Annotated in this window: 12 protein-coding genes; 10 read left to right on the top strand and 2 right to left on the bottom strand. The window is 45.3% G+C overall.

The features are described 5' to 3' along the window. Positions 1-81: 81 nt before the first annotated feature. From AC0KUT_RS07140 to AC0KUT_RS07120, 5 genes are all read left to right on the top strand, one after another. Positions 82-1,392, top strand: coding sequence for a ribonucleotide-diphosphate reductase subunit beta (locus tag AC0KUT_RS07140; protein WP_488834690.1), 1,311 nt, complete (start codon positions 82-84; stop codon positions 1,390-1,392). Between the two features lie 769 nt (positions 1,393-2,161). After that, positions 2,162-2,623: a hypothetical protein gene (locus AC0KUT_RS07135; protein WP_488834688.1), complete on the top strand. Its 462-nt coding sequence runs from the start codon at positions 2,162-2,164 to the stop codon at positions 2,621-2,623. Positions 2,624-3,275: 652 nt separating this feature from the next. Then, a complete protein-coding gene (locus tag AC0KUT_RS07130) occupies positions 3,276-3,737 on the top strand; it encodes an REP-associated tyrosine transposase (protein ID WP_488834687.1) in 462 nt (153 codons plus the stop codon). 255 nt (positions 3,738-3,992) lie between these two features. Further along, positions 3,993-4,343, top strand: coding sequence for a 4a-hydroxytetrahydrobiopterin dehydratase (locus tag AC0KUT_RS07125; RefSeq protein ID WP_488834685.1), 351 nt, complete (start codon positions 3,993-3,995; stop codon positions 4,341-4,343). 38 nt (positions 4,344-4,381) lie between these two features. Then, positions 4,382-4,603: a penicillin-binding protein gene (locus AC0KUT_RS07120; RefSeq protein WP_488834684.1), complete on the top strand. Its 222-nt coding sequence runs from the start codon at positions 4,382-4,384 to the stop codon at positions 4,601-4,603. A gap of 198 nt (positions 4,604-4,801) precedes the next feature. Here AC0KUT_RS07120 and AC0KUT_RS07115 read toward each other — a convergent pair whose 3' ends face one another. Then, the gene (locus AC0KUT_RS07115) at positions 4,802-5,902 is read right to left on the bottom strand and encodes a glycoside hydrolase family 5 protein (RefSeq protein WP_488834682.1); all 1,101 of its coding nucleotides are present in this window, start codon (positions 5,900-5,902) and stop codon (positions 4,802-4,804) included. Positions 5,903-6,177: 275 nt separating this feature from the next. On the opposite strand from AC0KUT_RS07115, the gene AC0KUT_RS07110 reads away from it, so the two are divergent. After that, complete coding sequence (locus AC0KUT_RS07110) at positions 6,178-6,738, top strand: peroxiredoxin-like family protein (RefSeq protein WP_488834680.1); 561 nt, start codon at positions 6,178-6,180, stop codon at positions 6,736-6,738. Between the two features lie 200 nt (positions 6,739-6,938). On the opposite strand, the gene AC0KUT_RS07105 is transcribed toward AC0KUT_RS07110, so the two are convergent. Beyond that, positions 6,939-7,124 carry a transposase gene (locus tag AC0KUT_RS07105; RefSeq protein ID WP_488835664.1) on the bottom strand — a complete coding sequence of 62 codons (186 nt, stop codon included), beginning with the start codon at positions 7,122-7,124 and terminating at the stop codon, positions 6,939-6,941. Positions 7,125-7,521: 397 nt separating this feature from the next. Between AC0KUT_RS07105 and AC0KUT_RS07100 the strand changes: the two genes are divergently transcribed. From AC0KUT_RS07100 to AC0KUT_RS07085, 4 genes are all read left to right on the top strand, one after another. Continuing rightward, positions 7,522-7,788 (top strand): hypothetical protein, encoded by a 267-nt coding sequence (locus tag AC0KUT_RS07100; protein WP_488834678.1) that lies wholly within the window; start codon positions 7,522-7,524, stop codon positions 7,786-7,788. Between the two features lie 81 nt (positions 7,789-7,869). Continuing rightward, positions 7,870-8,394 (top strand): hypothetical protein, encoded by a 525-nt coding sequence (locus AC0KUT_RS07095; protein WP_488834675.1) that lies wholly within the window; start codon positions 7,870-7,872, stop codon positions 8,392-8,394. Positions 8,395-9,213: 819 nt separating this feature from the next. Beyond that, the gene (locus AC0KUT_RS07090; RefSeq protein ID WP_488834674.1) at positions 9,214-11,850 is read left to right on the top strand and encodes a TonB-dependent receptor plug domain-containing protein; all 2,637 of its coding nucleotides are present in this window, start codon (positions 9,214-9,216) and stop codon (positions 11,848-11,850) included. 218 nt (positions 11,851-12,068) lie between these two features. Continuing rightward, positions 12,069-12,617, top strand: coding sequence for a DNA-J related domain-containing protein (locus tag AC0KUT_RS07085; RefSeq protein WP_488834673.1), 549 nt, complete (start codon positions 12,069-12,071; stop codon positions 12,615-12,617). The last annotated feature ends 47 nt before the right edge of the window (positions 12,618-12,664 follow it).

The following is a 12,664-nucleotide window of genomic DNA, read 5'->3' as shown; positions in this document are numbered from 1 at the left end:
TGTAGGTTGCTGGTGAGCTTGCGAACCGCAACAGAGACACAAAAAACGCGATACACGCACACAGAATTAAAGAGGATCAGCATGTTAAGTTGGGATGAATTCGACAGCGAAGAAGTGGTAAAAGAAAGCGCCCGTCAGGACGCCATCAGCAGCGCCCAAGCCAAAGCCGCGCAGCCCGTTGCCCAAGCAACACCGGCTCAAGTAGCCCAAGCAAAAGCCACGGCCACCGCCGCTGCCGCCGACTCACAGGCCATCAACACCGCGTTTGGCGAAAGTGCACAGGAAGCAGGCATCAGCCCGCAGCTCGCCAAAGCGCGCGCCAACCTCGCCAACTTGGACCCAGCACCCGGCCTAGAAGAACTGGAAATGGGCGCCGCGCGTATTCAAGTTGACGACAAAATGATGATCAACTGCCGCGCCGACCTGAACCAGCTCGTGCCGTTCAAATACGACTGGGCTTGGCAAAAATACCTCGACGGCTGCGCCAACCACTGGATGCCGCAAGAAGTAAACATGACCGCCGACATCGCCCTGTGGCGTAACAAAGACGGCCTCACCGAAGACGAGCGCCGTTTGGTCATGCGCAGCCTTGGCTACTTCTCCACCGCCGACTCGCTGGTCGCCAACAACTTGGCCTTGGCTATCTATCGCCTCATTACCAATCCCGAATGCCGCCAGTACATTCTGCGCCAAGCCTTTGAAGAAGCGATTCACACCCACGCCTATCAATACTGCATCGAATCTTTAGGCATGGACGAAGGCGAAGTCTTCAACATGTACCGCGAATTACCCAGTGTGGCCAACAAAGCTTCTTGGAGCCTAAAACACACCCAGTCGCTCAGCGACCCAACCTTTAACACCGGCACCCCCGAAACCGACCAAGAGTTGCTGCGCAACCTAGTCGCCTTCTATGTGGTCACCGAAGGTATCTTCTTCTACTGCGGTTTCAGCCAAATTCTCAGCATGGGCCGCCGCAACAAAATGACCGGCGTCGCCGAGCAGTTCCAATACATACTGCGCGACGAATCCATGCATTTGAATTTTGGTATAGACGTAATCAACCAAATCAAATTAGAAAACCCGCATTTGTGGACCGCTGAATTCCAGCAGGAAGTTATCCAAATGATTTTGGAAGGCACCGAGCTGGAAATTCAATACGCCCGCGACTCCATGCCACGCGGCGTACTCGGCATGAACGCCGCAATGATGGAAGAATACCTCCACTTCATCGCCAACCGCCGCTGCGCGCAAGTTGGTTTGAAAGAGCAGTATCCAGGCGCACAAAATCCGTTTCCGTGGATGAGTGAGATTATGGATTTGCGGAAGGAGAAGAATTTCTTTGAGACACGAGTGATTGAATATCAGACTGGTGGGGCGTTGAGCTGGGATTGATTTTTTAAAAAAGAACTGCGGTGAAGCAAGTCCGTGGCTTGCTCATCAAAGAGGAGTGCTCAGAAAGTCAAGTAAGCAGAGCTTATTCGCCAGAGGCGATGATCAACTGAGGTTCGACACTCCGATGCTGGTATTCGAACTATCAGCAAAAATCCATGAATGAGGCCGCAAGTCTCTGATTGGCGTGGTGATCAACCACGTTAAACCGAGGATAAGTTAATTATCCTAAGCCGGCTTGGGAATTATTGAGGAACAGAAAATGTTCACCTTTAGTACCAAGAAGTTGACAATTACAATCGACATTGCCTCGATTATTAAAGCACTTGCGATTTTAATCTTGGTGTATCCGTTGTAATAAAAACGTGGGGGCAATCTTGCCCCCATTTTTTTGCTCCAAATAAGCACACAGGATAGGCTTGATGTAGGTTGCTGGTGAGCTTGCGAACCGCAACATTCGTATTCGCAAACGGCACATTGTTTTACGATTGCGAAAAACCAATCAACGCCGTATGAAGTATTAACCATTTAAGACATGGAGTTTTAGGCGTGGAAAAATCGGAATCGGAAATTAAGCACCTGCTGGAACACCCCGTTTTTTTGGGACACGATGCCAATGCAAAAATAATAAGGGCACAACTATTCTTTTTAAGCGTCACCACAATTTTCCTAACAAATTCATCAATCAAAGTAGGCACCGGCTCAACTGTGCTAGGAATTGGACTAGAAGGATTAACAAATTCTCATATATTGACCGTATTGCTATTCCTTCTTGCCTACCAAATTATCCATTTTTCATGGGCATCTGTGGAATCCCTTTTATGAATGGAGGGCACGCCTCACGGCACTCGATACGGGTGGCTGGGGTGGTGGAGGTGTGCAAATTTCGACTGAGGACGTAGACACTAAAATTAGACAAACGACTTTATATGCGTATATCACAGACATTGTAAATCATGATTTAAAGGAATTGGGGAAACTTGCCGCCAAACCACAGCCAGAAAACATTAGTCACCACAACCAAGAAGTTGAAAAAATATTAAATAGAGTCACCGAAGCACTAACGCACCATCGTACTTCAGATGCTCTATGGCGCTTCGACAATTGGTTCAGGTTGTTTTGTAAAATACAAAATATTAGATGGTTCTTACTAGAGTTTTTCACCCCTATCGTACTGGGGTTTGTTGCAATTTATTTCATAATTGTAAATGGCGCATTGTTTTTTAACACATAAAACCAACCAACGGCACATGCATTTTTGTTTTGGGGGTTGCGGAGGCATGATCATGTTGCGGTTCGTTCCTCACCAGCAACCTACAGAGTGCTTCGTAGGTTGCTGGTGAGCTTGCGAACCGCAACATTCGTAATCACAAACGGCACGATGTTTTGTGTATACGAAAAACCAATCAAGGGCACACGTATTTTGGTTTTGGTTGGCGCGGATACATAGCCCGTAGGTTGGGTTAATGTAGGTTGCTGGTGAGCTTGCGAACCGCAACATTCGTAATCACAAACGGCACGATGTTTTGTGAATACGAAAAACCAATCAAGGGCACACGCATTTTGGTTTTGGTTGGCGCGGGCACATGGTCATGTTGGGGTTCGTTCCTCACCACCAACCTACGTTAGAGCACCACCTTGACATGGTGGGGGCCAGCACGGCGAGACCGTAGGTTGGCGGTGAGCTTGCGGCCCCCAACATTAACCATCACAAACGGCACATTGTTTTGTGAATACGAAAAACCAATTAAGGGCACACGTATTTTGGTTTTGGTGGTTGCGGATGCATGGTCATGTTGCGGTTCGTTCCTCACCGGCAACCTACGAAGCACCTTGAATTAGATTGCAGGTAACATTTGGGAATTGGTTAATTACAAGGAGGGTTTATGCAATATCGGCGGGTTTATGTTGAGGGCGGTTGTTATTTTTTTACCTTGGCCTTGGCAGATCGTAAGAGCGATTTATTGGTACGGGAAATTAATTGTTTGCGGGCGGCATTTAAAACGGTAAAACAAAACCATCCATTTGAGATTGATGCAATGGTGGTAATGCCTGATCACCTACACTGTTTGTGGACACTACCGCACAATGACTGCGACTACTCCACTCGCTGGGCATTAATCAAAGCCAACTTCTCCCGTCGCATTGCCAAAAATGAATTAATTAAAAGCAGCCGTCTCAAAAGAGGCGAACGCGGGATCTGGCAGCGCCGCTTTTGGGAGCATGCAATCCGCGATCAACAGGACTTTAACAACCACATTGAATACATACACAATAACCCTGTAAAACATGGTTACGTAAGCAACGCACAAGACTGGCCCTACTCATCTATTCACACATTCGCGTAGGTTGCTGGTGAGGAACGAACCGCAACATTCGTCCTCACCGACGGCACAACATTTAATTCAAAAAACCCAATTAACGTATATCTATTTTGGTTTTGATGGTTGCGGGTAGATGGTCATGTTACGGTTCATTCCTCACCAGCAACCTACGTATACCCTGAATTGGATTACGCGCGAACGGTGATTAGCGGTAGTCTCAACATTCTATATCGCCTATGGCACAATACGAATTCACATAACAATTAAGGGAACCAGCCCATGATCCCTCTTAGCGAAAAAACCTGCAGCGCTTGCCGCATTGACGCGCCCAAAGTCACGCCTGAACAAATACAAGCAGCGCTCACTCAATTACCCGACTGGAAGCTAGTAAAAATTGATAGCATCGAACAATTGAAGCGAACCTATAAAGTTAAAAACTTTGTGGAGGCTATGGCACTAAGCAATGCCATAGGTTTATTGGCTGAGGAATATAACCACCACCCTGCACTGCTCACTGAATGGGGAAAGGTCACCGTAAACTGGTGGACGCATAAAATAAATGGGCTGCATGAAAACGATTTAATTATGGCTGCCAAAACGGAAAAGCTTTTTCAACGGTACCAAAATTGACTGACGCCCCAATATAACAACTACCAACAGGACTCACCATGACTGAAACACTCATTGAAGACACACTCCAGGCCTTAAAAATTGCTTTTACCTATATGCCAAAGGCTATTGAAGTAAACAAGTACGAATACGGTGACAACTACCAGCGGGTGCTTGAACATATTCAAATGGTTAGAGAAATATTATTTTTAAATAATATAGACCCAGAGGAAGTTTACGGGGAGATAAACCCAGATACTACGCCCCGCTCTAGCTATTAATAAAAAGAATCACCACGCAAACTACCCCGAGGACATATAGTTTGCAAAGACGGCAGACACCGTCATGCGCGTTCGGCAGGCATTTGACGAGCGTAAGACGTTTAAGTAAAAAGCGATGACCTTAATCTAAAAAGCCTATCCGCTTAACCCGTTTAACGAGCGCTAAAAAAAATCCCGCCGGTGGCGGGATTTTTCAATTTAGTGTTTATTTTCTTTTAACATACTCGCGCGAAAATGTTTGCCCGACATAGTTGGGGTGTAATCCCAGTCGGCAATTAATTGCGGCGACCAGTCTGGGTCAAAACACCAGGCCACCCAACTAATACCTTTACTTGCTGCATACTTGGTGATGCGCGGGCCGTAGCTGCCATCGTCAATTACTGGAACATGCGCACCTTTATCGGTTGCTAATTGATAGCCAATTTCGGTCAATATGACCGGATACTTATCGGCTACATAGCCCCAGTCGCGCTCCCAGTTTTTCTCAAAGGGCGCTTTGACTTTCATGGGGTAAGGGTGACTGACATAGGCGATATTGTCGCGCTCTATAGGTGCAGTGGCTATGGGCGTTAAGTCGTAGGCCCAGTTAAAACCCGCCACTAAAGCAATCGCATTGGGATTGTGCGCCTGAATAATGGTGATGGCCTCTTCATTAATCGCTTTCCAATCTGCCCATTTCAAAATACCCAACTGGCCACCATAAACCGTGGGCTCGTTAAAAATCTCGTAGAGGGCAACCGAGTTCACACCCTTATAGCGCGCCGCTACCGTGCGGAAAAAATCAAAGGTTTCCGCTTTGGTGGTGAAGTAACTGTTGTTTTGGTACATCTCTGATTTTAAATTGCCTATCGAGTGCCAATCCACAATGGCATACATGCCCAGCTCATTAATCCACTGAATGGTTTGATCTAAAATTGGCAAGTAAGCTTTCTTACCGCGTTTTTGCCAGGCTGAGGGATGCACCGGAATGCGCACTGCATTCGCCCCCCAACTTTTGATCACTTCAAAATGTTTGCGGGTAAAGTGCCCCTGACTAACAAGCTTGTCTGGATCGGCAATATTCACCCCGCGAAATACCACCAGATCGCCCTTGTCGTTAACAAATTTATTGCCCTGCACTTTTACCAACGGCATTTGCTGGGTAATTTTGCTTTGGTCAAAGGCGGGAATATCCGTTGCATTCCACCAGCCTTGGCTATTTTGCCAAGCATCGGCGTGTTTTTGAGTATCTTCAGCGAGGGCGACACTAGCAAAGCCGCTAAGCAGTGCCATAGTAATAGCGTATTGGAGTAGCTTCATAATTATTGCTCTGAGTGAAAAAAGGTTACGCTTAAGCATAGTCATGCAGATCCTAGAATGAATCCTATTTAACGCTAATTTACATGGGTGTAGTGGCTGGCTGAAAAAAAACATTGTTTATAGTTACCCCTAGATAAAGGCTGGCACAGAGATTAATGCCCTGACCCATTAAGAAAAAGCGGCACTTTGCAGTATTTTTCGGTTTTTGGGTGTTTTCTGAATCCAAACTGCTGTGTGATACGTAAGTGCATAAACAACGACATACGGAGATATTTATGCGCTTAGCCACCCCTTCTCAGGGCCTAAATTTTCGCGGTAAAGATGTACACGGCAAGCCTTTTCAATTTAGCGATTTGCGCGGAAAACGCGTGATGCTATGTTTCTTTCGCGATGCGGCCTGCCCTTTCTGTCATTTTCGCGTCTATGAATTAACCCAAAACTACCAATATTGGCAGGCGCAAAACCTAGAAGTTATAGCGGTATTTAGCGATACAGCAGAACAGGTGCGCCGTTTTGTTGCGAAACACCCGCGCCCGTTTACCATGATCGCCGACCCTAATTTAAAGCTGTATAACCGCTTTGGGGTTGAACACTCAGGTATGGCCCTGATGAAAGCCCTAGTAATGAGAATGCCGCGGATTATCAAGGGATTTCTTCTGGGTGCCAAACCAAGCAATAATCCCCATGTTAAGTTAGTGCCCGCCGATTTTTTATTCGCTGAGGACGGCAGCCTGCAGCGAACCTGGTATGGTCGCAATACCAGTGACCATATTCCCCTACAGCAAGTGCAGGCATTTATTGATGCGCAGCGAGCGACTAGACCTAACGCAGGATAAAAGGCTAGTCAGCGGCAGCGAGCTAGAGGACATGTAAAAAAACGAACCGACTAATAACGTAGATCACATCCTGTTACGAGTGCAGAGGTTTTTGTTTAAAACGCCAGTTTAATCGCCCCATAAGCCCGCGCAATATGCGCGGCTCATATGGCACCCACCACTGTATCGACACAACAGCCCTTCGACCAAAAATGATTACCTCAATACGGTCTTTTCTTTAAATAGGGTATTTTTTGTAAAAATCCGCAAAGCACTTTTTCTTTTAACGTATCCACTAGCGCTGAAATTGAAACCTTTGGCAGAAATTTTATGAGCAAATGCACATGATCCATCTGCAGATTCAACTCCACCACGTCATAACCTAACCGACCGCTGTATATATACACGTAATTGTATAGCGCCAGTGCACTGGACTCGTTAATACCTTGAACCTGTATTTCGGCGTCCAAACAATAGGGTACTGGCAATGTCACACCACATGCGATAACTTAGTAAATCGACTCATGCTGTTTTCTCGTTGAGGTTGTGAAGACAACTCAACTTGGTTTTAACATGGGTTTTCTACACTTTCAATACATAGTCGTAGCAGAAGTATTAGCCCACCATAACAATATCAACAGGGCATATTGCCAATAGAATATTGGCCCAACATCAATAAGCAGCGAAAAAAGTAAAATAACCATGTTCAATAAATTAGCAGGGAAATTATGTATCGTTTTTTGCCTAGTGTTTGTTATCGAAGCGCTATTACCCAGCAAGGTAGCTTCCTATGAAATAGATAATATGAGCCGCAGGAACTATCTTAGCGCTGATTTTTTTGTTTTCCTTAAAGGGCGCGCGGGTAAGTGTAATATCAACCAAGCAAGCTATGACCTGCTCAAACCGGGTGAGCAGGTTACAGTTTACTCATCGCGTATTGTTAAGTTGTGCGTGGGAATTGATAGAGGTGGGGTAGCAATTTATCGCAAGACCTATTGGCGCCCGATCATGCTAATAGCTAGCCTTATCTCTATTGTCATAAGCATTAAGTTAATGAAGCAAGAAGCATAAGCGAACACACACAAGTGGTTATCCCTCAGCTGGCGTTAGTCCCTTTTATCTATCTAGAGCCTTAATAGACAAGGAATAAAAATGAATACTTTTATTAAACCAATGTTACCTATTTTTCTGTTGGCACAGTTCTCGATTTGTTTGGCTGCAGAACCCATAACACTTACTAGCACCTTCAATGCAACAGAGATTGAGTGGGTCAAAACTGCGGGCAACTCGTCTGTATCCGGCTCAGCCGAGATAAGATTAGAAAATGGAGAAACAAAAGGCTGCGCCAGTTTTAATGTCGAATTATTACCCGTAGCAAGCTACTCAAATGAAAGAATCAAGTTAACCTATGGTAACAATAAAGATGGGCAAATTTTGCTCTCTCAAAACCCACCAAAATTTAATCCTGATGTCAAGGCATACCATGAAATGCTTATTTCCACCACTTGCAACACCAAAAATGAATTCATCTTCACCAATATACCTAAGGGAGATTTCTACCTTATCGCGTTCATAATGTGGGATGAAAATAAGGATGGAGCACCCATTCCATCAGGCGGTGCCGTCATGAAACGAATAGTCGTAACAGAAAATTCAGCTATTAAGGTGGATTTGTAATCATTTTATTTCGGGGGCGAAGGTGGTGAGCAACAAAAAATCAATATTATGTTCTGGAGAAGTAGAAAATTAATGAAACTAATCTCGGTGCTACCAAAAAATTATCGCTGTATTTTATTACACGCCATTGAGCTTGCCACTGACCCAAAAGTTATCGTGGATAAGCAGGTAATTACTGACTTTCAGAGCAAGGAAAACTGACTAGAAAAAATATTCTAAACTGCATCAACTTCGAAATTCTTGACGGTGATAAAGGCATTCTAGGCTTTCACGATCAACCAGATGAAATGTGGATCAGTGGCAATTTTCAAGATTTTGCAATTTTTTGTGAGCAGCAAGGCTGGCTCTACATGCAGAAGCAAGCCATTTAAACAAAACAGTCGTCACACTTACTTTACATGCGAATTTAAAACCGCAAGCACCTCACCCTATCTGGCACATAAACACTCCAAAGCTGCACATTAATTAACCCATATAACCAAATGAAATCCTTAAAACAATTGAAAGGCTTAAAAAGTATTGCGGAGCGATGAGACTTAAGCCTAACAATACAACAATGGGGTTACACTCTACCCAATATATTTTTTTGCGCTATTCCATTCCAGTTTTTTGTAAAATTTTATTTTTTACAAACCATATATATTTTATTTACAGAAACATCACTGTTACGTAACGGCCCCATCATCAACAAATAATACTAAAATCAAAAAAATGTAAAATTTATTAAATATTTTCTATTTATTAACATTTTATACCATTCATAAGAAATGCTATTTTTTACGTTTAAGACATATCTTTCAAAGACCATGGAGAGTTACTATGCTCAGCACAATAGGATCACACACACACTCATCGATTAAACTTAAAAAAATCACCCGTAAATTTACCTTACCCAATTTGCTCGGCCTAATGCTGCCCCTACCACTTGCGATAAGTGCAGCTGTGGTGCAAGCGCAAGAAACGCACCAAGCGAGCGGTGTAGAAGAACTGATGATTGTAGGTACGCGCACCAAAGGCCGCACAGCGGAAGACCTTCCTGTGCCGGTTGACGTGCTCGATACCGAGGCCTTAACAAAAACAGGGCAAACAGAAGTGGGCCGCATGATTCAAAGCTTGGCCCCTTCGTTTAATTTTCCCACGTCGTCTATTAGCGATGGCACTGATGCACTGCGCCCTGCAACCTTGCGTGGTTTAGGGCCGGATCAAACCTTGGTGTTGATTAATGGCAAGCGACGCCACCAAGCTTCTTTAATTCACATCAACACCTCTGTTGGGCGCGGCACTGCCGGTGTCGATATGAATGCGATTCCAGCGGCATCGATTAAACGCATTGAAGTTTTACGCGATGGCGCCGCCGCTCAGTACGGTTCCGATGCGATTGCAGGTGTGATTAATATCGTGCTTAAAGATGCTAATGACGGCGGCAATATCAGCAGCTCCTACGGGGAATACAACGAAGGTGATGGCGAAACAATTAACGTCGATTTAAATAGTGGCTTTGCGCTGGGCGACTCGGGCTATGTCAATGTGACGTTGAATTATCGCGATCGCGCTAAAAGTAATCGCGCCGGGTTGCAGGGCGATTGTGTCTATGGCGGTTGCAGTGACAGCGATGGCAACGGGATTGCAGAAGTGGGTGATCCGCGTGAAATTACGTTTGATCGAGGCCAATTTCGCATTGGTGATGCCGATTCAGAACAGATCGCAATGGTGCTCAATGGCGCGATGGATGTAGGTGCAGGCGAGGCTTACGGATTTGTCACCTATTCAGCCCGCGAGAGCCAGTCAGGCGCTTTTTTCCGCAATCCTAGCTCTGGATATTCAGCCGCCTTAAGTGATGGAAACAATGTAATCCCTGATGGTTTTGTGCCACTGATTAATTCACAAATCGATGACCTTTCTGCCAACCTGGGTTATCGCACTGAATTCAGCAACGGCTGGCAAATGGATTTGTCCTACACCAATGGCATCAATAAAATCGACTACAACACCAGCAACTCCGTTAATTATTCCTATGTGAATTACCTTAGATATGAACAAGGATTAGCGGATGCTGAGATACGAGCAGCAGTGCCGCGCGAAGCGGATGCCTACGGCTTAGAGTTGGGCCTGCAAACTTTTAATCTCGATTTTAATAAAACCTTTGGCGATTTATCGCTCGCAACGGGTTTTGAATATCGTATTGATAATTACAAAATTATCCCCGGTGAAGAATATGCCTATGCCGATTACGATACGGACTTGGACAACGGCGGCGTAGCGCTCTACCCTAAAAATGCCGAGGGTGGCATTCAAGGATTCCCCGGCATAGCGCCAAGCTCCACCGTTGATGAAAGTCGCAAAGTGATGTCTGCTTTCGTCGATACCGACTACCAATTAACCGACAGTTTGCTGGTGAGTGCAGCACTTCGCTTCGATGACTACGAAGACTTTGGCAACACTACCAACTTTAAGCTGGGCGCAAACTGGGAAGTAAATGACGTTATGCGCCTGCGCTCAGCAATAAGCACAGGTTTTCGCGCGCCGTCCATGCAACAACTTTACTTTAACAACATAGGTACGCAATTTGTTGCTAACCCCGCCAACCCCTCTGGCCCACAAATAGCTGTGCAAGTTGGCACCTTCCGCAACGACAGCCAATTAGCAAAAGCCATTGGCATTCCACAATTGAAAGAAGAAGAGTCCAATAACTACAGCGCCGGTATTGTATTAACACCCGCCGACCGTTTAACCATCACCTTTGATTACTACGCAATTGATATCGATGATCGCATCGTTATCAGTAATCGCTTAAGCGCTGCCAATGATCCCAGCGGCACCTTGGGCAATGCACTTGCTACCGTAGGCGCAGGCGCAGGCCAGTTCTTTTTGAACGGCGCCAATACCGAAACCCGCGGATTCGATTTGGTATTGAACTATAGCGGCATAGATTTTCTTGGCGGCGATCTTGATTTAACGCTGGCAGGCAACAAAACCAAAACCGACGTGGTCGATGTGTTTACCTCACAAGCCGGCTCACTCGCGCAGCTGGATGCAGATGTCGTATTTAGCCCGCAGGATATTTCGATTATTGAGGAATGGCAGCCCGATAATAGAATCAGCCTGACCGGTTACTATCAACTGGAAAACTGGCGTGTGAACCTCGCCTTTAACCGCTACGGCGAATACACGGTGGAGGATGGAGGGCGTCAGACCTACGGGGCTAAATTACTCACAGACCTAAATGTAGAGTATGCGTTTGCCAGTGCTTTAAGCCTAAGCTTTGGCGGTAATAATATTTTTGATAAATATCCCGACAAGAATATGATTGGCCAAAGCCGTGGCGGTAAATTAGAGGAGTCAGTGGGTGGCGATATGGTAATTGATAGCCCCGGCGTATTTACCTACTCGCGCCGCTCAGCGCCCTTTGGCTTTAACGGTGCCTATTGGTATGCGAAGATTGGATACACGTTTTAATTTGGCGCTGCGTTGATATGAAATAGATTAACGCACACCATTGACTATCACTCTCAATAAAAAGGCCAGACATCTATTGCCTGGCCTTTTCCTTATAAAAAATATTTAAAAGCTAGGCCGGTATGCACACCTCTTGCCTAAAATTTAATTTTCGCCACCAGCTGCTACAATAAGCTCAATATTTCGCTTTCGCGGATCAGCTGCTATGTACTAAGAATATGAACCCAATAAACATGCATTACGCCATTAACAGTAAACTATTCGACAACCAACAACTCAGTGTGTTTAGTGAGTTATTGCTGGCGAAGCACTTTTGGAATGAGCATGAACTATTAAAAATGGCCTATCAAAAACTACAACTTGAATTGCCCAATTTTAATGATGCGCTCAGTTTATTCCAAAGCCATTTCATTTTGTTGAATGCACTCTATCGTTTAATAGGTAACAAAAATTTCCCCTACGCCATTAGCATAGAGGTAACGCGTATAACGCTTATAGAACCTACAGCAGCCAATGACAACTCGACTACAGATCCAGCGCTAAGCGCTTATTACCTTGATGAAGAAAATCTCATTATCACCTCCAGATCTATGATTCAGTCCATGCTGGAAAATTTCGGCCAAGAATTTGGCGATTACCTACAAAGCCAAGGCAACCTTGAGAATAACAACCCAACAGCGGGAACTCAGGCCGCGCAGGACCAAAACACACCAGCCAACTTATCAGTGAAGAAGATAGGGGATAAGCATAAGCGCGCAGCCCCATAAAAACCCTACGCAACATTCAAGGTGCAGCTCCCCGTATCGATAAATTG

The sequence above is a fragment of the Cellvibrio sp. 25HG11W-0 genome, from assembly GCF_057815475.1.
Note: the sequence above shows the minus strand (reverse complement) of the source record. Positions and strands in the feature narration are given on the sequence as shown.

Excerpts from the sequence above, each read along its gene's own strand:
- AC0KUT_RS07140 (WP_488834690.1), top strand. The coding sequence starts at position 82 with ATGTTAAGTTGGGATGAATTCGACAGCGAAGAAGTGGTAAAAGAAAGC.
- AC0KUT_RS07130 (WP_488834687.1), top strand. The coding sequence starts at position 3,276 with ATGCAATATCGGCGGGTTTATGTTGAGGGCGGTTGTTATTTTTTTACC.
- AC0KUT_RS07125 (WP_488834685.1), top strand. The coding sequence starts at position 3,993 with ATGATCCCTCTTAGCGAAAAAACCTGCAGCGCTTGCCGCATTGACGCG.
- AC0KUT_RS07120 (WP_488834684.1), top strand. The coding sequence starts at position 4,382 with ATGACTGAAACACTCATTGAAGACACACTCCAGGCCTTAAAAATTGCT.
- AC0KUT_RS07115 (WP_488834682.1), bottom strand. The coding sequence starts at position 5,902 with ATGAAGCTACTCCAATACGCTATTACTATGGCACTGCTTAGCGGCTTT.
- AC0KUT_RS07110 (WP_488834680.1), top strand. The coding sequence starts at position 6,178 with ATGCGCTTAGCCACCCCTTCTCAGGGCCTAAATTTTCGCGGTAAAGAT.
- AC0KUT_RS07100 (WP_488834678.1), top strand. The coding sequence starts at position 7,522 with ATGAGCCGCAGGAACTATCTTAGCGCTGATTTTTTTGTTTTCCTTAAA.
- AC0KUT_RS07095 (WP_488834675.1), top strand. The coding sequence starts at position 7,870 with ATGAATACTTTTATTAAACCAATGTTACCTATTTTTCTGTTGGCACAG.
- AC0KUT_RS07090 (WP_488834674.1), top strand. The coding sequence starts at position 9,214 with ATGCTCAGCACAATAGGATCACACACACACTCATCGATTAAACTTAAA.
- AC0KUT_RS07085 (WP_488834673.1), top strand. The coding sequence starts at position 12,069 with ATGAACCCAATAAACATGCATTACGCCATTAACAGTAAACTATTCGAC.